At 66.3% G+C, this 20,376-nt stretch carries 21 protein-coding genes and 1 tRNA gene; 15 read left to right on the forward strand and 7 right to left on the reverse strand.

Annotation, left to right across the window (positions count from 1 at the left end):
* The first annotated feature begins 178 nt into the window (after window positions 1-178).
* Window positions 179-727: a nitroreductase family protein gene (locus tag ACYQ4T_RS12675; protein ID WP_459854482.1), complete on the forward strand. Its 549-nt coding sequence runs from the start codon at window positions 179-181 to the stop codon at window positions 725-727.
* A 4-nt stretch (window positions 728-731) separates the two neighbouring features.
* Here the strand turns inward: ACYQ4T_RS12675 and ACYQ4T_RS12680 are convergent, their stop codons facing one another.
* Window positions 732-2,111, reverse strand: a complete 1,380-nt coding sequence (locus ACYQ4T_RS12680) for a hypothetical protein (protein WP_459854483.1) — start codon at window positions 2,109-2,111, stop codon at window positions 732-734.
* A gap of 175 nt (window positions 2,112-2,286) precedes the next feature.
* Here ACYQ4T_RS12680 and acsA point away from each other — a divergent pair, with 175 nt between their 5' ends.
* From acsA to ACYQ4T_RS12715, 7 genes are all read left to right on the forward strand, one after another.
* A complete protein-coding gene (acsA, locus tag ACYQ4T_RS12685; RefSeq protein WP_459854485.1) occupies window positions 2,287-4,047 on the forward strand; it encodes an acetate--CoA ligase in 1,761 nt (586 codons plus the stop codon).
* Window positions 4,044-5,036 carry a pyruvate dehydrogenase (acetyl-transferring) E1 component subunit alpha gene (gene pdhA / locus ACYQ4T_RS12690; protein ID WP_459854486.1) on the forward strand — a complete coding sequence of 331 codons (993 nt, stop codon included), beginning with the start codon at window positions 4,044-4,046 and terminating at the stop codon, window positions 5,034-5,036. Before acsA ends, pdhA begins: the two co-directional genes overlap by 4 nt.
* Entirely contained in the window at window positions 5,033-6,034 is a 1,002-nt protein-coding gene (locus tag ACYQ4T_RS12695) for an alpha-ketoacid dehydrogenase subunit beta (protein ID WP_459854488.1), read from the forward strand. The genes pdhA and ACYQ4T_RS12695 overlap by 4 nt, the downstream gene beginning before the upstream one ends.
* Complete coding sequence (locus ACYQ4T_RS12700) at window positions 6,034-7,197, forward strand: dihydrolipoamide acetyltransferase family protein (protein ID WP_459854489.1); 1,164 nt, start codon at window positions 6,034-6,036, stop codon at window positions 7,195-7,197. The genes ACYQ4T_RS12695 and ACYQ4T_RS12700 overlap by 1 nt, the downstream gene beginning before the upstream one ends.
* On the forward strand, window positions 7,194-7,454 hold the full coding sequence (locus tag ACYQ4T_RS12705) for an acyl carrier protein (protein ID WP_459854491.1): 261 nt from the start codon (window positions 7,194-7,196) through the stop codon (window positions 7,452-7,454). The genes ACYQ4T_RS12700 and ACYQ4T_RS12705 overlap by 4 nt, the downstream gene beginning before the upstream one ends.
* Window positions 7,455-7,519: 65 nt before the next feature.
* Window positions 7,520-7,783: a hypothetical protein gene (locus ACYQ4T_RS12710; RefSeq protein ID WP_459854494.1), complete on the forward strand. Its 264-nt coding sequence runs from the start codon at window positions 7,520-7,522 to the stop codon at window positions 7,781-7,783.
* Window positions 7,780-8,091: a c-type cytochrome gene (locus ACYQ4T_RS12715; protein WP_459854496.1), complete on the forward strand. Its 312-nt coding sequence runs from the start codon at window positions 7,780-7,782 to the stop codon at window positions 8,089-8,091. The genes ACYQ4T_RS12710 and ACYQ4T_RS12715 overlap by 4 nt, the downstream gene beginning before the upstream one ends.
* On the opposite strand, the gene ACYQ4T_RS12720 is transcribed toward ACYQ4T_RS12715, so the two are convergent.
* Window positions 8,078-9,028 (reverse strand): ribose-phosphate diphosphokinase, encoded by a 951-nt coding sequence (locus tag ACYQ4T_RS12720; RefSeq protein ID WP_459854498.1) that lies wholly within the window; start codon window positions 9,026-9,028, stop codon window positions 8,078-8,080. The genes ACYQ4T_RS12715 and ACYQ4T_RS12720 overlap by 14 nt on opposite strands.
* 127 nt (window positions 9,029-9,155) lie before the next feature.
* Here ACYQ4T_RS12720 and ACYQ4T_RS12725 point away from each other — a divergent pair, with 127 nt between their 5' ends.
* From ACYQ4T_RS12725 to ACYQ4T_RS12740, 4 genes are all read left to right on the forward strand, one after another.
* Complete coding sequence (locus ACYQ4T_RS12725) at window positions 9,156-9,848, forward strand: phosphoribosyltransferase (protein WP_459854500.1); 693 nt, start codon at window positions 9,156-9,158, stop codon at window positions 9,846-9,848.
* Complete coding sequence (locus ACYQ4T_RS12730) at window positions 9,841-10,878, forward strand: hypothetical protein (protein ID WP_459854503.1); 1,038 nt, start codon at window positions 9,841-9,843, stop codon at window positions 10,876-10,878. The genes ACYQ4T_RS12725 and ACYQ4T_RS12730 overlap by 8 nt, the downstream gene beginning before the upstream one ends.
* Window positions 10,879-11,202: 324 nt before the next feature.
* The gene (locus tag ACYQ4T_RS12735; RefSeq protein WP_459854505.1) at window positions 11,203-11,547 is read left to right on the forward strand and encodes a hypothetical protein; all 345 of its coding nucleotides are present in this window, start codon (window positions 11,203-11,205) and stop codon (window positions 11,545-11,547) included.
* Between the two features lie 248 nt (window positions 11,548-11,795).
* Window positions 11,796-12,632, forward strand: a complete 837-nt coding sequence (locus ACYQ4T_RS12740) for a hypothetical protein (RefSeq protein WP_459854507.1) — start codon at window positions 11,796-11,798, stop codon at window positions 12,630-12,632.
* A 321-nt stretch (window positions 12,633-12,953) separates the two neighbouring features.
* Here the strand turns inward: ACYQ4T_RS12740 and ACYQ4T_RS12745 are convergent.
* Window positions 12,954-13,030, reverse strand: a tRNA-Arg gene (locus ACYQ4T_RS12745).
* Window positions 13,031-13,624: 594 nt separating this feature from the next.
* On the opposite strand from ACYQ4T_RS12745, the gene ACYQ4T_RS12750 reads away from it, so the two are divergent.
* Window positions 13,625-14,677, forward strand: a complete 1,053-nt coding sequence (locus ACYQ4T_RS12750) for a hypothetical protein (protein WP_459854509.1) — start codon at window positions 13,625-13,627, stop codon at window positions 14,675-14,677.
* A gap of 139 nt (window positions 14,678-14,816) precedes the next feature.
* Window positions 14,817-15,266, forward strand: coding sequence for a DUF4864 domain-containing protein (locus ACYQ4T_RS12755; RefSeq protein WP_459854511.1), 450 nt, complete (start codon window positions 14,817-14,819; stop codon window positions 15,264-15,266).
* Here ACYQ4T_RS12755 and ACYQ4T_RS12760 read toward each other — a convergent pair.
* On the reverse strand, window positions 15,263-17,197 hold the full coding sequence (locus ACYQ4T_RS12760; protein ID WP_459854514.1) for a potassium transporter Kup: 1,935 nt from the start codon (window positions 17,195-17,197) through the stop codon (window positions 15,263-15,265). The genes ACYQ4T_RS12755 and ACYQ4T_RS12760 overlap by 4 nt on opposite strands.
* Window positions 17,198-17,451: 254 nt before the next feature.
* Here ACYQ4T_RS12760 and gpt point away from each other — a divergent pair, with 254 nt between their 5' ends.
* Window positions 17,452-17,970 (forward strand): xanthine phosphoribosyltransferase, encoded by a 519-nt coding sequence (gene gpt / locus ACYQ4T_RS12765; protein WP_459854516.1) that lies wholly within the window; start codon window positions 17,452-17,454, stop codon window positions 17,968-17,970.
* 20 nt (window positions 17,971-17,990) lie between these two features.
* Here the strand turns inward: gpt and panC are convergent, their stop codons facing one another.
* The 3 genes from panC to ACYQ4T_RS12780 form a co-directional block, all read right to left on the reverse strand.
* Window positions 17,991-18,839, reverse strand: a complete 849-nt coding sequence (gene panC, locus ACYQ4T_RS12770) for a pantoate--beta-alanine ligase (protein WP_459854519.1) — start codon at window positions 18,837-18,839, stop codon at window positions 17,991-17,993.
* 13 nt (window positions 18,840-18,852) lie between these two features.
* Entirely contained in the window at window positions 18,853-19,728 is an 876-nt protein-coding gene (panB, locus tag ACYQ4T_RS12775) for a 3-methyl-2-oxobutanoate hydroxymethyltransferase (RefSeq protein ID WP_459854521.1), read from the reverse strand.
* Between the two features lie 126 nt (window positions 19,729-19,854).
* The gene (locus tag ACYQ4T_RS12780; protein WP_459854523.1) at window positions 19,855-20,364 is read right to left on the reverse strand and encodes an ion channel; all 510 of its coding nucleotides are present in this window, start codon (window positions 20,362-20,364) and stop codon (window positions 19,855-19,857) included.
* Window positions 20,365-20,376: the final 12 nt, after the last annotated feature.

Consider the following 20,376-nt stretch of genomic DNA (forward strand, 5'->3'; position numbering starts at 1 on the left):
CAGCCGGAGGCCGGCATCGGCGTCCAGCGCCGAGCCACCCGGCTGGCGCAGAGTGAACCGATGCCCACAGCCGGACTTTGACCGGAGTCAAAGGTCGGGCTGGTTCCAGCTCTTTTTTGACAGCGATCAACGTTGGCCGGCGCGTCGGGTGCCATGCTGATCGAAACGGAGGGCAACCATGGACTTGCTAGAGGGATTGCGCACGCGACGTGCCTGCCGGGAGTTCACCGACCAGGCCGTCTCCAGGCAGGACGTCGAGCGGCTCGTCGAGGCAGCCGTGTTGGCGCCGAGCGCCATGAACCGGCAACCCTGGGCGTTCGCCGCCCTCATCGGCACGCAGCGCCTGCACGAGCTCTCGACCCAGGCGCAGAAGGCCGCGCTGCAGTTCCTGCTCGCCGACTCGCCGCTGCGCAGCCACGCGCTCGATCCGCATTTCGAGCTGTTCCACGGCGCCGCCGCCCTGGTGGTCGTCTGCGCCACGGACAAGGAAAGCCAATCGACCGAGGATTGCTGCCTCGCCGCGGAGAACCTGATGCTGGCGGCGCATGCGAACGGGCTGGGATCGTGCTGGATCGGCTTCGCCCGTCCCTGGCTCTCGCAGGATGAGGTGAAGCGGCAGCTCGGGATTCCGGCCCTGCTGCATCCCGTGGCGCCGGTCGTCATCGGGCATCCGAAACTCCGCCCGGACGGTCCGGTGCGGAATCCGGCGAAGATCATCTGGATCTAGCCGTCTACTGAACCCGCCAGACGTGGATCAGCGGCTTGGCGTCGTCGCCGAACAGCTCCTGCACATAGAGTAGCTGGTTGGCGCGGTCATAGGCGACGGCGCCGATGCGTTGCCGCCGCTGCACGCCGCTGCCCACCCAGTCCACGACCGAAGGATCGGTCGCCAGCCGCAGCGCGGCGTCGATCGGCACCGCAGCATAAGGCTGCGGCGCACTCGGCTTCATCTTGCCCGCCGCGACCTTGGCGAAGTCGTTCGGGTCGTAGAAGATGAACTGCGCCTGGTAGACGCCGGCCCACCAGCCGCGGACATAATCGTGATCCGGGCATTCGGTGAGCTCGCTTTGCGGGCACAGGCTGCCGTCGGCGGCATTGCGGCAGGCGGGATACTGCCCGACCACCTCCTGGAAGACGCAGGGCTTGTCCGGCCCCGCCGGGTTGACGAAGCCATACCAGTATTTCTTGCCGATTCCCTTGGTGCCGGCGAACAGCACGGCGCTCTTGCCGGATTTGGTGGTGATCCAGGCGCCGCCGCCCCAGTCGTCCGGCATCTGGAAGTTCTTCATCGAGACCGCGGTCGATTCCGTCTCCCGCGAATTGGGATAGAGCAGCAGGGTCACGGCCTTCAGATGCGTGCCGTCGGCGGCCGGCGTCCCCTGCTTGTCCATCCAGGGGCGATAGGCGAAGAGCGACGGTCCCATGCCCGACCAGCCGCCCTCGCGGAACCGGCCGGTCGCCAGCGGCATGCCGCCGACATGCTTGTCGGCCCAGTCCTGCGGGATCTCGAACACGTATTTGGTCACGCTGTAGAAGCTGGCATCGTCGATGAACCAGGCGCCGCGGACGCTGCCGGGCGAGAGGTCGGGGTCGAACCAGGCATGGGTCGGCTTCGGGTCCTCCTCGACATGCTGGCCGAAGGTGACGTGGATCTTCGGCCCGGTCTCGGGCCGGTCGAGATAGGCCAGGCCGACCGTCGGGATTTCCTGACGCTGCACGAAGCGTCGCGCCAGCGTATCGACAAAGCCGTTCAGCAGCTTCGCGGTCTTGAGCGCCGCCAGGTCCTTCGACTTCACCGGCGCCGGGATCGCGACTTCCGCCAGCTGGTCGCCGTTCGGCACATCGCCGACGATCCGCTCATGCCCGGTCATGATCAGCGATCCGGGAAAGCCGTCGCCGCCGCCGCTCGGATCCCCCTTCGGATTGAACGCCATGCCGTTGCCGCCGTAGTCGAACATCTGCGGCCGGGGCTTGCCGGTGTCGGGCAGGCGGAAGGCGCCGAGATAAGTGAAGTCGCCGGCCTGCAGGCGCCCGCTTTCCTGGGCCAGGGCGGTGCCGATTGCGGTTGAGGCCAGAACCAGGCCGAGACCGGCCTTCAGGATCATTCGCATACGTTCATTCCCTCACGCATGGAGTCGCGATCTCGCGCCGCAGGCTAGACCCTGCGGAGGCGCGGCTGTTTGACATCGCGCAAGTGCCGGCATGTTGACAAAAGTCAAGGCCGGCCGCCGGCCGCCTCGATCAAGGTAAGCGCGTGAACCGAAGGCCTCGACCGGGACCGCGACCATGCCTTGGGACAGCATCCGAAAGGAACACCTGCAAACGGCAACCGCGCCAAACCTGCGCGATTACGCCGAGGCCTGCCGCAGCTTCAGCTGGGACGCGGCGCGCCACGCCCTGGACGGACTGCCGGACGGCGGGCTCAACATCGCCCATGAAGCGGTCGACCGGCATCTCGCCCATGGCCGGGGCGAGCGGGTCGCGCTGCGTTGGCTGAGCAAGGGCAGCGCGCGTCGCGACTTCACCTATGCGGAGCTTGCCGCTCTCACCAACCGCTTCGCCAATGTGTTGCGCAGCCTCGGCGTCGGCAAGGGCGACCGGGTGTTCGGCCTGATGGGCCGCATTCCCGAACTCTACATCGCGGCGATGGGGACGCTGAAGAACGGCAGCGTGTTCTCGCCGCTGTTCTCCGCCTTCGGACCCGAGCCGATCCGCGCCCGCATGGAACTGGGCGATGCGAAGGTCCTCGTCACCACCGAGGCGCTCTATCGCAAGAAGGTGATGGCCTGGCGGCATGAGCTGAAGTCGCTCGAGCGCATCCTGCTGACCGATGGAAACGAGGGCAGCCTGCCCGAGGGGACGCTGTCGCTGGCCGCGGCGATGACCACGGCCTCGGACCGGTTCACGATCGTCTCCACCCGGCCCGACGACATGGCGCTGCTGCATTTCACCAGCGGCACGACCGGCCGGCCGAAAGGCGCGATCCACGTGCACGACGCGGTCGTGGCGCACAACGTCACCGGCCGGCTGGCGCTCGACATCCATCCCGAGGACCGGGTCTGGTGCACCGCGGATCCCGGCTGGGTCACCGGGATGTCCTACGGAATCATCGCGCCCCTCACCAACGGCGCGACCTTGATCGTGGACGAGGCGGAGTTCGAGGCCGAGCGCTGGTACGGCACGCTGCAGGATGAACGCGTCACGGTCTGGTACACCGCGCCGACCGCGATCCGCATGATGATGAAGCTCGGCACCGAAGCGGTCCGCAAGTTCGACCTCGGCAGCTTGCGCTTCCTCGCCAGCGTCGGCGAGCCGCTCAACCCGGAAGCCGTGGTCTGGAGCCGGGAGGCCTTCGGCCGCCCCTTCCATGACAACTGGTGGCAGACCGAGACCGGCGGGATCATGATCGCCAACTTCGCCAGCATGGATATCAAGCCGGGCTCGATGGGGCGCCCGATCCCGGGAATCGACGCGGCGATCGTCGAGCGCACGGCCGGCGGCCTCGCCGTCGTCGAAAAGCCGATGGCCATGGGCGAGCTCGCCCTGCGGCCGGGCTGGCCGTCGATGTTCCGCGGCTACCTCCACGAGGATGAGCGCTATCGCAAATGCTTCGTGGACGGCTGGTATCTGACCGGCGACCTCGCGATGCGCGACGCCGACGGATATTTCTGGTTCGTCGGCCGGGCCGACGACGTCATTAAGTCCTCCGGCCACCTGATCGGCCCGTTCGAGGTCGAGAGTGCGCTGATGGAACATCCGGCGGTCGCCGAAGCCGGCGTCATCGGTAAGCCGGATCCGATGGCCGGCGAGATCGTGAAGGCCTTCGTCGCCCTGAAGAGCGGCTATGCGGCCAGCGAAGCGTTGCGCAAGGAGCTGCTCGGCCATGCGCGCAAGCGGCTGGGTCCAGCCGTGGCCCCCAAGGAGATCGACTTCCGCGCCAACCTGCCGAAGACCCGCAGCGGCAAGATCATGCGGCGGCTGCTGAAGGCGCGCGAGCTGGGACTCCCGGAGGGCGATCTTTCGACCCTGGAAAGCGACGAGCGATGACCGATCCCGCCCTGAAGCCGCACTTGACGCGCGAGCACGTCGCCGACCTGATGCGGCAGATGGTCCGCATCCGGCGCTTCGAGGAGAAATGCGCCGAGCTCTACCAGCGGGAGAAGATTCGCGGCTTTCTCCATCTCTACGTCGGCGAGGAGGCGATCGCGGTCGGCATCATGCAGGCCCTGGCGCCCGCCGACACCGTCTTCGCCACCTATCGCGAGCACGGCCACGCGCTGGCCCGCGGCATCCCGATGACCGCGCTGATGGCCGAGATGTACGGCAAGCAGCAGGGCTGCAGCCGCGGCCGCGGCGGCTCGATGCACGTGTTCGATGCGAAGACCCGGTTCTACGGCGGCAATGCCATCGTCGGCGGCGGCCTGCCCCTCGCCGTCGGCACCGCCCTCGCCGATGCCATGCAGAAGCGGCCCAACGTCACCGCCTGCTTCTTTGGCGAGGGCGCGGTCGCCGAGGGCGAGTTCCACGAAAGCATGAACCTTGCCGTGCTGTGGAACCTGCCGGTCCTGTTCGTCTGCGAGAACAACCTCTACGCTATGGGCACCGCCCTCGCGCTCTCGGAATCGGAGACCGATATCTACCGCAAGGCCGCGAGCTACAGGATGAGCGCCGAGGCGGTGGACGGAATGGACGTCGTCGCCGTCGAAGCCGCGGCCCGCAAGGCGGCGGCGGCGATCCGCGCCGGCAAGGGGCCGCAGTTCCTGGAATGCCGGACCTATCGCTTTCGCCCGCATTCGATGTTCGACGCCGAGCTCTATCGCAACAAGGCCGAGGTCGAGGACTGGAAGAAGCGCGGGCCGATCGAGCGCTTCGGCGCCTGGCTGCGCGAGAACGAGATCCTGCACGAGGCCGATTTCCAGGCCATCGAGACCGCGGTCGCGGCCGAGGTCGAGGCCGCGGTCGTTTTCGCGGAGGCCGGCACCTGGGAGCCCGAATCCGATCTCACCAGATACGTGACCCTGGAGGGCGCGGCATGAACGAGCTGGTCGCGCCGGCGCGGGTCAAGACCACCTATCGCGAGGCGGTGCGCGCGGCGATCCGCGACGCGCTCAACGCCGACCCCCGGGCCTTCCTGATGGGCGAAGACGTCGGCCGCTACGGCGGCTGCTATGCCGTCAGCAAGGGGCTGCTCGCGGAGTTCGGCCCGGAGCGCATCCGCGACACGCCGCTTTCGGAATCCGCCTTCGTCGGCGCGGGCATCGGCGCGGCGCTCAACGGCATGCGGCCGATCGTCGAGGTGATGACTGTCAATTTCAGCCTGCTGGCGCTCGACCAGATCGTCAACAACGCCGCGACGCTGCTGCACATGTCCGGCGGCCAGTTCAACGTGCCGCTGGTGATCCGCATGGCGACCGGCGCGGGGCGCCAGCTGGCGGCGCAGCATTCGCACAGCCTCGAGGGCTGGTACGCGCATGTACCCGGCCTCAAGGTGCTGGCGCCCGCCACCCTCGAGGATGCGCGCGGCATGCTGCTCGGGGCGCTCAAGGATCCCAATCCGGTCCTGATCTTCGAGCATGTGCTGCTCTACAACCTGGAAGGCGAGATCGCCGCCGACGCCGGCGCGGTCGAAATCGGCAGGGCGGCGGTCCGGCGGCCGGGCCGCGACCTGACCATCATCGCCTATGGCGGCACGGTGCAGAAGGCGATGGCCGCCGCCGAGGCGCTGGCCAAGACCGGCATCGAGGCGGAGGTGATCGACCTCCGCTCGCTGCGGCCGCTCGATCTGCCGACCGTCATTGCATCGGTCAGCCGCACCCGCCGTGCCGTCATCGTCGATGAAGGCTGGAAGACCGGCAGCCTGTCGGCGGAAGTCTCGGCCCGCATCATGGAACAGGCCTTCTGGGAGCTCGACGCGCCGGTCGCGCGGGTCTGCTCCGCCGAAGTGCCGATCCCTTATCCGCGCCATCTCGAGCAGGCGGCCCTGCCGCAGCCGGAAGCCATCGTCGCCGCCGTGCATGCGGCCATGGGGCGCTGATGGGCGCCTTCGTGATGCCCTCGCTCGGCGCCGACATGGATGCCGGCACCCTGGTCGAGTGGCTGAAGCAGCCCGGCGACCAGATCCGGCGCGGCGACGTCATCGCCGTGGTCGAGACCCAGAAGGGCGCGATCGAGATCGAGGCCTTCGAAGAAGGCACGTTCGACCGCACCCTGGTGGAGCTCGGCACCAAGGTGCCGGTCGGCACGCCGCTGGCCTTGATCCGCACGGCCGGCGGTGTCGCGCCGGCGGTTCCATCCGAGATCCAGCTGCCCAAACCCGCCGCCGCGCCGCCGCCGCAGGCACCGATCCCGCTCGCGGTGCCGAGTGGCGAAACCCGCGCCTCTCCGGCGGCAAGACGGCTCGCGGCGGAGCGCGGCCTGTCGCTCGCCGGGCTGAAGGGAACCGGTCCCGGCGGCGCGGTCATCCGGGCGGATGTCGAAGCGGCGCTGGCGCAGGGTCGCACGGCGGCCCCCGCACCGAAGCGGCAAGGCATCGATCTCGCTGAGATGCGCAAGGCCATCGCCGCGGCGATGGCGCGTTCCAAGCGCGAGATCCCGCACTACTATCTCAGCCACGCCATCGATCTTAGCGTCGCGGAGCATTGGCTGGCGGCGCTGAACGCCGGCCGCGAACCGCCGGCCCGGCTGTTGTTGGCGGCTTTGCTGCTGAAGGCGGTCGCCCTGTCGCTGCGCGATTTCCCGGAAATGAACGGCGCCTTCACCGACGGGGCGTTCCACCCCAGCAGCGCCATTCACGTCGGCACCGCGATCGCCATTCGCGGCGGGGGACTGGTCGCGCCGGCGATCCGGGACGCGGATCGCAAGACCCTGGACGATTTGATGGCGGCCTTGCGCGACCTGGTGGCGCGGACCCGGGCCGGCCGGCTGCGCAGCTCGGAGCTGTTCGACCCGACGATCACCGTCTCCAGCCTGGGCGAGCGCGGCGTCGAGAGCCTGTTCGGGATCATCTACCCGCCGCAGGTGGCCATCCTCGGCTTCGGCACCCCGGCCGCGCGGCCCTGGGCGGTTGCAGGCAAGCTCGAGGTCCGCTCCGTGATGACCGCGACCCTGGCGGCGGACCACCGTGTCAGCGACGGCCACCGCGGCGCCCTGTTCCTCCTGGATATCGACCGCCGCCTGCAGCAACCGGAGGCGCTATGAACCGAGAAGAGATCCGCAAAGCCATCCTGGAGGGCTTGAGCAACATCGCGCCGGAGACCGATCCCGCCAGCATCGGCGACCAGGCCGACGTCCGGGAGGCGCTCGACATCGATTCCATGGACTTCCTGAATTTCGTGATCGCCCTGCACCGGCAGCTGCAGATCGACATTCCCGAGGCGGATTACCCGAAGCTGCTGACCATCGGCGGCGCGACCGACTATCTGGCCGCCCGGCTGCCGGCGGTGACCCGGATTTGACCGGCGTCAAAGCGGCGACCGCCGGTTTCGGCTTGGATGGAAGAAACGCGCTGATGGAGGCGGCAATGACAGCGAACGACGAACCCCGGACGCAGCATCTCGAGCGCAAGGACATCGCGCACCTGGTCGGCGATCTCGAGGACGGCACGATCGCCGCGATTCTCGCCTGCGGGGCGACCTATGCCGAGATCGAGCAGGCCTTGAAATGGCTCGGTGGCGGTCGGGAAGAGCCGCGCCTGAACGCAGAGGGTCTCAGCCCCACCGCCGAGATGGTCTACGACATCCTCATCGCGGATCCCGCCTACGACGAGGATGGGGACGGGGAATGACGCGGCGGCTGGTGGGAATCGCTTTCGCAATTCTGCTGCCAATGGCCTCGGGCACAGCTTCGGCCGACGGCGACGCCAAGAGCGGCTTCTGGCTGGTGCGCCACTGGTGCGGCAGCTGCCATGGACTCGGCACCGGGGTCGCGAGCGACGGGGCGCCCGCGCTCGAGACCATCGCGCGGCGGCCGAACCCGGAAGGATGGATGAAGGCCTGGCTCGCCGATCCGCATCCGCCGATGCCGAACTTCAACCTCTCGCGCAGCGAGATCAACGACATCATCGCCTACCTCACGGTCCTCAGCACCCGATAGCCGCGGCCACCAGCCCCGTCGAATCAAGGACGATCAGCTTCCGGGTCAGTGGATCGTCTCCCAGCCGGAAAGGTGGGACCGTGTCGGCGACGATCAGGCTGTCGATGGCCGCGTTGCCGAGGGCGCTCCGCCAGTTTCCCGTGAACAGGCCGTGCGTTGCCGCCGCATGGATCCCCGACGCGCCGGCGGTCCGGCAAGCGGCGGCGGCGCGCGCGAGGGTCGTTCCCGAACCGATCATGTCATCGAGGATGATGACGGTCCGGCCTTGCACATCGCCGACCAGCATGCCGCCCGAGACCACTCCCCCGCTCCGACGCTTCTCGATGAACGCCGCGGCAGGCTCGCGGCCCAGCCGCTCGGCGAGCGCGCGACGAAACTCCTCGGCGCGTTTTGTACCGCCGATATCCGGGGACACGACCGTGATGGGCTTGTCTGCCGGGATCGACGAAAAGTGGTCCACGAACAGGGATTGCGCCACCAGATGCACGGTCTCGCAGCGGAAGGCATTCTGGAAGGCGGCAAGGTTGTGGACATCCACGGTCACGACGCAATCCGCGCCCACGGATTCGAAGAGGGAGGCCACGTATTTCGTGGTCACCGGATCCTGCGCCTTGGTCTGGCGGTCCTTGCGGGCGTAGCAGAGGTATGGCGCAACCACCGTGACCCGCGCGGCGCCATTCTCCTTCAGGCAGCCGACGAAGAACAGGAGCCGGCACAGCTTGTCGTTCACGCTGTCGCGCGCGTCGCCGTAGAGCGAGTGGATGACCACGGCGTTGCGGCCTCTCACCTCGGCCATCGGCCGCGCTTTGTGCTCGCCATCCTCGAAATCGCGCTCTTCGATCGGCTCGAGCGGCAGGTGCAGCCGCTCGGCGACGCGCTGGCCGTAGGCATTCGATGCGCCGAGTGCAAAGAGAGCAGGAGATCGTGTCGGCGGCATGGGCGGCATCCGGGAAATGCGATCAGGCCGGCATTTGGCGCCGAGAGGGCGGCAGCGGCCTTGACGGAAATCAAGGCGGCGGGGCGGCGGGACCTCAGACTGGCCGGGCCACGTGCGGAGCAGCAGGATGCTTTTCAAGGATCGCACCGAAGCCGGGCGCTTGCTCGCTGACCAGCTGGTTCAGCGACGGCTGACGGACCCGATCGTCCTCGCCTTGCCCCGCGGCGGTGTTCCGGTGGGCTATGAGGTCGCCGAGAGGCTGAACGCGCCGCTCGACCTCGTGCTGGTGCGGAAGATCGGCGCACCCTGGCACCGCGAGCTGGCGCTCGGTGCCATCGCCGACGGCGATCACCCCGACCTGGTGACCAACGAAGCCATCCAGGCCGAGCTGGGGGTGAGCGACGACTATCTGCAGAAGGAAGCCGCCAAGCAGCTCCAGGAAATCGAGCGCCGTCGGCGCCTCTATCTCGGCGGCCGCGCCGCCTTGGACGTCGGCGGCCGTACGGCGATCCTGGTGGATGACGGGATCGCAACCGGTGCGACGGCGCGTGCAGCGCTTCGTTCCACGCGCCGGCGCCGGCCTGAATCGATCATCCTGGCGGTTCCCGTCGCGCCGCCGGACACGCTCGATGCACTCGCCCAGGAGGCCGATCACATCCTCTGCCTGCACAAGCCCGCCTACTTCGCGGGCGTCGGCCAGTTCTACGACGACTTCGCTCAGGTCGACGATGCGACCGTCGCCGCACTGCTCGAGAAGAGGGCGAAGGCGCTGTCATCGCCCCGAGATAACGCTCGCAGGGGCGAAAGTACGCGTGGCTGACCCTGCATCGCTCGCCGCGGCGCTTGCCGGCGTTCCCGCCATCGACGAGGCGGCGAAGCTCGCCTTCCTCCGCCGGCCGTCGAGCTATGCTGACGGGACCACCACCGTCGAAGTCAAGGAAACCCACATGTCCTGGGTCTTCCTGACGCGACAGCGCGTCTACAAGCTGAAGAAGTCGGTTCGTTATGACTTCCTCGATTTCAGCACGGTCGCGCTGCGGCGGCGTTTCTGCGAGGAGGAGCTGCGCCTCAATCGCCGCCTCGCCCCCGACGTCTATCTTGGCGTTCTCCCGCTGACGGTCACGCCGCAAGGAGGCCTCAGCCTCGGCGGATCCGGCGCCGCCGTCGATTGGCTGGTGGAGATGCGCCGGTTACCCGAGAGCCGGATGCTCGACACGGTGATTCGCGATGGAAACCTGCGGCCGCAGGATATCGCCGGCGTGGCCGGGATCCTCGACGCCTTCTATGCCGCCGCGCCCCGCCTGGCGGTTTCCGGCCAGTCCTGCCGCCGCAAACTGCTCCAGGTCGTCGAAGGCAATCGCGGGGAACTGCGACGATACTGCACCCCCGCGACGGGCTTTCTCATCGATCGGATTTGCGACGCGCAGGCCCGATACATCCGAGAATGCGCAGCGCGCTTCGAGCAGCGTGCGCAAAGCGGCTGCATCCTGGAGGGGCATGGCGATCTTAGACCCGAGCATGTCTTCCTCGGGCCGCCGGTCCAGATCATCGACTGCCTCGAGTTTGAGCGCGACTTTCGCATCGGCGACATCGTGGACGACCTTGCGTCCCTCGCCCTCGAATGCGATCGACTGGGGGCATCCCAAGTCGGCCGGGCGCTGCTACGCATGCCGTCAGTCCGTGATGCCCCGGCGGACCTGATCGCCTTCTACAAATCCCATCGCGCCACGATCCGCGCCAAGCTCGCAATCTGGCATTTGAAGGACCGTCCGGTTGCCGGGGCGATCGCGTGGCGTCGCCGGGCCGCCGGCTACCTGGAGCTTGCCGAGCACGGGTTGGCGACGATGTAACCCCGCCGAGCCGACCCGATCGGCAGTTATACCTGCTACATCTCCTGCGAATTTTAGGCGCGAGATCCGCTGCGGCCCCCACGCGTCGATGCGATGGCATTAGCCACTTCAAGAGAGCGGGTGCGGAGTTTAAGAGGATTCCGGGGCGGCGGCGCATAACCGCTCTTGTTGATAAGGCCGCAAACTGCGGGACTTCGAGCTATCCAAGGCAAGCGGCTGCAGGCTCCTCGCCGAGTAGTTCGAGCTGGCGAACCCCAGCCGGCGCGTGTGTTGACTGCCCGCTACACAATCGCTGATAATCGGCAATCAGTTTCGGGGAATTCAATGAAGAAGCGCGCGCTGGTGGCCTGCATATTTTGCTCCGCATGCACAGTTACTCAGCCAGTTGTTGTCATCGAAGAGAACGGCCGCATTCTTAAGGGGACCGTTACGGCGACAATGAGCGGCGGGTCGTTTACGGTTAAAGATGGCGAGTTGACGTGCGGTGGCCACTACGACAGCCAAGACTATTCGCCGACCATATCAATGCCGGTCCTTTGCTCCGATGGCAGGCGTGGGATCGTGATTGCTACTCGCGATAACAGCGGAACGTCCGGCGCCGGCACGGTGCGCATGACTGACGGAACTGAAGCGACATTCATGTTCGGTCCGTCTGCGGCTTCTTTCTAAAGGCGCCGATGATCTATGCACAAAAGCCGCGCGCAATTGCCTAGAGTGGCCGCAATCCTATGCACTCTCCTTGGAGGATGCAGCGCAACTCACGCTCCCATCGTCGACATGACCGGCGTTGACCAAGCGACATACAACCGGGACCTGGCGGACTGCGTGAAGAACCAGCCCGCATTCGCCTTCGGCAATCCTGTGACTCGGTGCATGAAGGAAAAGGGATACACGATCCTTGTCGGCTACTAGACCCGATGATTGAACCCATCGTCATCCGGCGAGTCGCCAACGAGATGATCGAGCGTCACGGCAATCAAGCGCTTGAATGCGCAGTCCGCAAACGGCGGGATCGACTTCTATTGGCTCAATTAGCCACGTGCCTGAGAACGGAGACAATCATGCGAAAGGCAATTTGGCCATTGGCGGCGCTGATCGCTTGCACACTGTACCAGACGGCCGGAAACGCTGAAGATGCAGTCGGGGGCTGCAGTGCTACGCCGGAGAACGCGAAATACCAGCTCGAAAAGGCGTCTGGAAATTCGGCTCAGGCCCTTCAGGATTGGCTGCACTACTGCCCGAACGAAGACCTGATGATGAAATACGCCGAGGAAATTCAGAAGGCAAAGGCGGGTACGAGCGGCACATCATCGTCACCCACCAACCCGCCGGCGACGACTCCAGCGCCCGTTCCAAAGTCGAAGTCAGAGCCTTACGGCACGTTCGCGCAAAGCGGTCGCAGAACCTTCGACGACAGATCGGGCTACGAGGACTGGGATGATACGCTCATCATCCGGAAAGATGGAACCGCAGAGCTGACAACGAGGTACAAGGTAACGTATTTCGAAGAATGGAAACTTAAAGGCTGTGAGGATGGTACAAAGCACGGCATGGAGGTGATCAAGAGCAAGTTTAGAGTGACCGTGTCCACCAACACCGTCTCGCTTGTTCAACAAGGCAAGAGTGAACGACCACGCGCTGAGCCCTCCTGTTGGCAGTATGAGCTTAAGGAGCCGAGTGGCGAGCCTTGGGTCTTCAGTTGGTCAGATGGGCGTCTCAAAGACAAAGATGGAGAATACTTCCGGCAGGACTAGGCAAGAAGGTCCGCAGCGCGATAGGAGCGGTCTCAGCATCAGCGCCGCGATTTTCGCCGCGCCGCTCTCAGCCGTCCAGGCGATGCCGAATGCAGATTGCCTCGATCACCGGACACTTGCCGGTCGGGATCATGGACACCCCTCAGCATCTGTTGGGTTGCGGCCCATCCGCAGGCTGCCGCAGCGATCACCAAGCACGAAGACCCTCGCCTCGGAAATCATGCCGACATCGCATGCCCGGCGAGTGAAAGTCGGAAAGAGTCAGGTCTGAAGAAGCTTGGAAAGGTCGGAAGCAGTGACGGTCGACGTCACTGAAGAGACTGGCGCGCCCGAAGAGATTCGAACTCCTAACCTTCTGATCCGTAGTCAGATGCTCTATCCAATTGAGCTACGGGCGCGTCTTGGTGGCGGGCCGGGGAAGAGGGGGACCGCCGCTGCTGCGATCACCCCTCCTCAAGAACGGCGGGCCGGTCGCGCGGTGGCGGAACCTAAACAAACACCCCCGGCATGGCAAGTCTTAAACCCGGGGCGGATTGCCGCCCCTTTCGGCGGTCCCGGCGGAGCGAATCATTATGGGGCACCCCCCGGCCCTCTGCCGAAGCCGGGGGCGGTGAAGAAGAATGCCCGGCTGTCGCCATTTCCTCCCCTTCTGCCCCGTGTTCCCGCGGCCACGGCCGCTTGCAGAATGGACACAGTCAAAGGGAATCCAGCTTGAGGGTCATTTGGGTGCCTTATAAGATGAGATCCTGCCGTTGCGGCATGAGGGGATCGCCGGTTCGGGACATGGGATGCATTTCGCACGAACCGGCTTATGCCGGTAAAGCAGTTGATTCTTATAAGAAAAACTGCAAAGTACGGGCAAACAGGATGGGTGGGCGGCTTGTCCCGGCCGCATTAAGGGGTTCTGACAAGTCATGATGGGATTCGGGAAGCTCGCGGTCCTTGCCGCCGCCCTGGCGTTGTTGGGCGGCTGCGAAGTTGCCGATAATGCTGTGAAACCTTCGATTACCGGCACCGCGCCGGGCGGAGCCGAGGCTTCGGCCTCGACCCTTGCGCCGAATGCGCCGGTCGGGGTGATTCGCAACGCCGACGGGTCGGTCACCGTCCCGCCGCTCGACAATTCACAGCCCGACCAGCCCACCGGCACCGCGGTCGGCCAGAAGGTGACCGAGCTCAAGGCGGATCTGGCGCGACTCCAGGACACGCTGAAGTCGCAGACCGCCCGCCAGCAGGCGCTGCACGGCGACATCGAGCAGAACGCCGCCGCCTATCAGGCGATCACCGGCGCCATCGCCGGCAAGCTGCAGGTCGGCACCACGCCGGGCAACCCGGGGCTGGTCCAGGCCTGGCAGCAGGCGCAGCAGAACCTGAACGCGGTCGAGACCGATATCGGCCAGATGAACGCGCTCTCCAACGAGGTCGCGGGCAATGCCGCCTATGTCGCCTTCCTGCAGGACTCGGTGCGCGCGGCCTTCGGCGTCTCCGGCGCGGTCGATGAGGACCACCGGCAGCTGCGCCGGCTCCAGGACCAGGTCGCCCAGACCAACGTGGATGTGGACCGGCTCTTGAGCCTGATCTCCTCCGACGTCGCCCGGCAGAACGAATACCTCGCCACCGAGCGCAGCAACCTGACCGCGCTGGCCGGCGGCGTCAGCAAGGGCGATTTCTACGGCACCACGCTCGCCAGCAACACCGTCCCGGCCCCTGCCCAGCCGACCCTGCCACCGGGCGCGGGCGCGGCCACCGGGCGTCCCCTGGTGACCATCCGCTTCGACCGGCCGAACGTGAATTACGAGCAGGCGCTCTACCAGGCCGCCCGCAAGGCCCTGGAAGTCCGCCCGAATGCCGCCTTCGACGTGGTCGGCGTCGCGCCCGCCAGCGGCACCGCCGCCCAGGTGGCATTGAACGGCGACATCGCCCGCACCAACGCCGACCGGGTGGTCCGCTCGCTGCTCGGCATGGGCCTGCCGGCCGATCGGGTCAGCTCCGGCCAGACCAACGATGCCGGCATCCAGTCGAACGAGGTGCGGATCTACGTCCGCTAACCTCTTCGGCAGGCCAAACCTCCAAACGGCGCTTCCCGGGGAACCGGGAGGCGCCGTTTTCGCTTCTTGGCGGGCGGTGTGATCCGGCGCAGGATCCGCTGCGTAGAGTCATCGTCATGCTGCCGGAAGGGGGTGTCCGATGATGATCCAGTCCGCCTGCCGCGTTCTCCTGCTGGCCTTCCTGATTGCCCTGCCCGGCCGCCTTGCCGTCGCCGAGGATGCGCCATCCAGCCTGGCAGCGCCCGACCAGCAGGCGATCCGCCAAGTGATCCAGTCGCAGCTCGACGCCTTCCAGCGCGACGACGCAGCGGCCGCCTATTCCTACGCGACGCCGATGATCCGCGAGAAGTTCGGCGATGCCCGCAACTTCATGCAGATGGTGAAGCAGGGCTATACCCCGGTCTATCGCCCGCAATCGGTCGATTTCGACAAGCTGGTCGATACCGAGTACGGCCCGGACCAGATCCTGCGCCTGATCGGCCCCGACGGCCGTGCCTATACCGCGCATTACATGATGCAGAAGCAGACCGACGGGACCTGGATGATCAACGGCTGCTATCTGACGCGCGCCGAGGATCAGAACGTCTAGATTTCGACCCGCGCGCCGAGCTCGATAATGCGGCCCGCCGGCAGGCGGAAGTAGTCCGAGGCGCTGGTCTCGTTGTGCGAGAGCAGGATGAAGAGCCAGCGGCGCCAGGCGGACATCTGCGAGCGGGCATGGGCGACGATGCGCTCGCGGCCGAGGAAGAACGAGACCTGCTGCGGGTCGAGCTCGAGGCCGAAGCGCTTGGCGCCGCGCAGCGCCACCATGATGTCCGGCGTCTCGTAGAAGCCGAAGCGGCAGATCAGGCGATAGAAGCCGCGCCCGAGGTCCTTCACCGTCACCTTCTCGACGTCGGGCACCACCGGCACTTCCTCGGTGAGGATGCTGGTCAGGATCACGCGCTGATGCAGGACCTGGTTGTGCCGCATGTTGTGCAGCAGCGAGAACGGGACGCGCTGCGGATCGCCGGTCAGGAACATGCCGGTGCCGGGGACCCGCGAGAGATGCCGCTCGCTGAGCGCGGCAAGGAACTCGTCTTCCGTCAATGCGGATTGCCCCTGGCGGCGCGCCAGCAGGGCGCGGCCCGCCATCCAGGTCGAGAACACAAAGAAGATCGCCGCGCCGATCACCAGCGGGAACCAGCCGCCCGAGCCGACCTTGAGCAAGCTGGCGGTGAAGAAGGCGAGCTCGACGATGATGATGCCGCCGAAGATCAGGCCGGCCTTGGTCTTGCTCCAGCCCCAGTGCTTCTGCACCACCATGTAGCCGACGATGGTGTCGATCATCATCGTGCCGGTGACGGCGATGCCGTAGGCGCTGGCCAGGCCGCTCGAGGACTGGAAGCCGAGGATCAGCATGCAGACGCAGACCATCAGGATCCAGTTCATTTGCGGCACGTAGATCTGCCCGACCTGGTGCTCCGAGGTATGCTCGACCCAGAAGCGCGGCGAGACGCCGAGGCGCATCGCCTGCCAGACCAGCGAGAAGGCGCCGGTGATCACCGCCTGCGAGGCGATGATGGTGGCGCAGGTCGCGAGCGCGATCAGCGGATAGAGGAACCAGTCCGGCGCCAGCAGGTAGAACGGGTTCGACGCCGCGGAGGGATCGCTCAGCACCAAGGCACCCTGGCCGAAGTAGTTCAGGGTCAGCGCCGGCAGCACCAGGCTGAACCAGGAGAACTGGATCGGCTTGCGGCCGAAATGGCCGAGGTCGGCATAGAGCGCCTCGGCGCCGGTGATCGCCAGCAGCACCGAGCCCAGGACCGGAAAGGCGACGGTCGCATGCTCGATCAGGAAGCGGATGCCGTACCAGGGGTTGATCGCCAGCAGCACCTCCGGGTTGTTGACGATGCCGAAGATGCCGAGCACCGCCAAGGTGGTGAACCAGAGGCACATGATCGGGCCGAACATGTTGCCGACGATGCCGGTGCCGCGGCTCTGCACCAGAAACAGGCCGACGACGATCACCAGGGTGATCGGCACGACGTAATGCTGCAGGCCGGGCTGGGCGACCGCGATGCCTTCGACGGCGGAGAGCACCGAGATCGCCGGCGTGATCATGCCGTCGCCGATGAACAAGGCGGCGCCGATCATGCCGAGGACGAAGAGCAGCTTGCGCCGGCCCATGTTGCGCGCGCGCTGCAGGGCGAGTGCGATCAGCGCGAGCATGCCGCCCTGGCCCTGGTTGTCGGCGCGCAGGATCAGCAGCGCATACTTGCCGCTGACGATGATCATCACGCTCCAGAACACCAGCGAGAGCACCCCGAACACGGTGACCTCGTCGATCGGGATGCCGGTCGCGTGGTGGAAGCATTCGCGGAAGGTGTAGAGCGGGCTGGTGCCGATGTCGCCATAGACGACGCCGAGCGCGCCGATGGCGAGCTTCCAGGCGGCCGGCGAGATCTCGCTGCCGGGCTCGCCGGGATGCGCGTTCGCCGGGGATTGCGCCGCGCCGGACTGCGGATTGGGTTCGGTCATGGAAGCGAAGCCTGCGCCGCGATGGATGCGGCGGGAAGAATCGACTGGTCTTGGATCATGCCCTGCTCGACGTGGAGCGCCTCGCTGATTCGGCCCTTCCCCAGGACCGGATAGCGGCGCATCCTGGCATCAAGGCCGGGGCGCCGCAATGATTGAAATCGCCGGTGCCGCCGGTCAAATCGGCGTTGCCGCTGGAGAACGGTTCCGCTAATGATCGCCGCCGAACCGTTTTCATGCCCGGTGGGGGAGTTCTCATGGTCAGTCCGCAGAAGACCTTCCCGGTCTCCTGGGAAGAATTGCATCGCACCGCGAAAGCCTTGGCCTGGCGCCTGATCGCCATCGGGCCGTTCAAGGGCATCGTCGCGATCACCCGCGGCGGCCTGGTCCCCGCTGCGATCATCGCCCGCGAGCTCGACGTGCGGCTGATCGACACCGTCTGCATCACCAGCTACAGCGAGGACGAGGTCACCGGCGGCACCGCCGGCGTGCACAAGGCGGGCGAGCTGAAGCTCCTGAAAGGCGACGCCGCGAAGATGTGGGGCGACGGCGCCGGCTGGCTGATCATCGACGACCTGGTCGATACCGGCCGCACAGCCAAATATGTCCGCGAGCTGATGCCGAAGGCGCATTTCGCCACCGTCTATGCCAAGCCCGCCGGCCGGCCGCTGGTCGACACTTTCGTCACCGAGGTCAGCCAGGACACCTGGATCTACTTCCCCTGGGACATCGAGCCGCAATTCATCCAGCCGATCGCCAAGCAGCATCGCTCTTGAGCGCATAAGAGTTCTTGAAGTCACAAGACTGGCCAATTGTCGATCAGCCGCGTCCGCCCGAGATGGGCGGCGGCGAACAGCCGCGCGCCCGCGCGCGCCGCTGGCAAGGGTTGAAGCGTCTCGCCGTCGCAAAGTTCCACATAGTCGATCGGGTTGAACCCCGCCGCGCGCAGGGCCGCGCGGGCCTGCTCCAGGATCGGCGCCGCAGCGGCACCGTTCTTGAGCGCCCTCACCGCCGCTTGCAGCGCAACCGGCAGAACCGCCGCTGCGATGCGCTCCCTCTCGGTCAGATACCGGTTGCGCGAGGACATGGCGAGGCCGTCCTCATCGCGCACCGTCGGCACCGCCACGATCTCGATCGGCAGATCGAGGTCGCGGGTCAGGCGCCGGATCACCTGCAGCTGCTGGAAATCCTTCTCGCCGAAACAGGCGATGTCGGGCTGCGCCTGGTTGAAGAGCTTGGTCACCACGGTGGCGACGCCCTCGAAATGCCCGGGCCGCGCCGGGCCGTCGAGGTATTGCGTGAGGCCGGAGACCTTGACGCCGGTGGAGAAGTTCTTCGGATACATCTCGGCCACGTTCGGCGCGAAAACGAGATCCGCGCCGGTCGCCGCCAGCAGGTTGAGATCGGTCGCCTCGTCGCGCGGATAGGCGCTCAAGTCCTCGCTCGGGTTGAACTGCAGCGGATTGACGAAGATCGTCGCCACCACGAAGTCGGCATGGCGCCGCGCCATCTTCACCAGTTCGAGATGGCCCTGGTGCAGTGCGCCCATCGTCGGCACCAGGCCGATGCGCTTGCCGGCTTTGCGGTGAGGCAGGGTGGCCGCGCGCAAGGCCGCGACGCTGCGGACGACGTCGATTTTCAGCATGGGAGAAGCTTCGTCAGGCCGGCCGTTTCACGGCGCCGAAGATGTTGTCGGGCCCGGGGAAGCGCCGCGCGCGAACGTCCGCCGCGTAGCGCGAAGCCGCGGCCTCGATCTCGGAGCCCAATTCGGCATAGCGCTTCACGAAGCGCGGCTTGAACTCGGCGAAGAGGCCGAGGATGTCCTCGGAGACCAGCACCTGGCCGTCGCACGAAGCGGAGGCGCCGATGCCGATCGTGGGCACCGTCACACGCGCGGTGATCGCCTCGGCCAGTTGCTCCATCACGCCCTCGACCACGATCGAGAAGGCGCCGGCTTCGGCGATGGCGATGGCATCGGCCATCACGCTGGCGGCCTCGGAATCGCCGCGGCCCCGGGCGCGATAGCCGCCCATCGTGTTGACCGATTGCGGCATCAGGCCGATATGGCCCATCACCGGAATGCCGCGCTCGACCAGGAACTGCACGGTCGGCGCCATGGCGCGGCCGCCTTCGAGCTTCACCGCCTGGCAGCCGGTCTCCTTCATCAGGCGCGCGGCGCTGGCGAAGGCCTGCGCGGGACTTTCCTGGTAGGAGCCGAACGGCATATCGACCACGACCAGCGCCCGTTTCGAGCCGCGGCAGACCGCGGCGCCGTGCTGCGCCATCATGTCGAGCGTCACAGGGATCGTGCTGTCCAGACCGTAGAGCACCATGCCCAAGGAATCGCCGACCAGCAGCAGGTCGACATGGGGATCGAGCATGCGCGCCATCGGCGTCGTGTAGGCCGTCAAGCAGACGATCGGCTCCTGGCCCTTGCGGGCAACGAGATCGGGGACCGAGACGCGCGCCGACTTGGCGCCGCCGGTCTTGTTCGGATCGGTCTTACTGGACTCGGCTGGCCGCTGAACGCTCACCTTTCGCCTCCTAGACTTGAAGTCTACTCCCGGAGAAGACGCGGGCGGATTTTCTGCCATTCTGCTGCGGTGCACAATAGAAAAACCGAGACCCGGCCAGATCGATCCAACGGGTGCACAGATTAGCTAATACTTTGATTTATCAGATTTCTTGCGCTCGAACTCGAGCCGATCCTCGGCCCGATGGCGGCGCCGGCGCGGATGCAGGACCCAATAATGCTCGAACATGAAGTAATTGAAGGTGGCGGTCCAAGCGATCAGGACCAGTCCGATCATGGCCTCGATCCCCGCCAGCAGCCGGAGGTCGTTGGAGAGTTGCCGCGCATCGCTGAAGCCGAGGGAGGTGTAGCTCTCGGTCGAGAAGTAAAGATAGTCGAGGAAGGCACGGCGGCTTTCGTCGGCAAAACCGCTGTCGGTCTTGAGCGCCAGCACATAATAAAGCCCCGCAAACAGCCAGACCTCGATCGTATGCGCCACGAAACAGGCACAGATGCCGAAGACCACATGGGCGCGCTTCGGCACGATGGAAAGCCGCGGCAGCAGATAGTCCGCCGTCAGCCGCATGATCTCGTAGTGCACCAGGATGCAGACGACCACGAACACCGCCGCCAGCACCAACATCAGCAGGAATTCCACGCGCCCTTCCTC

The organism is Dongia sp. agr-C8 (genome assembly GCF_054658695.1).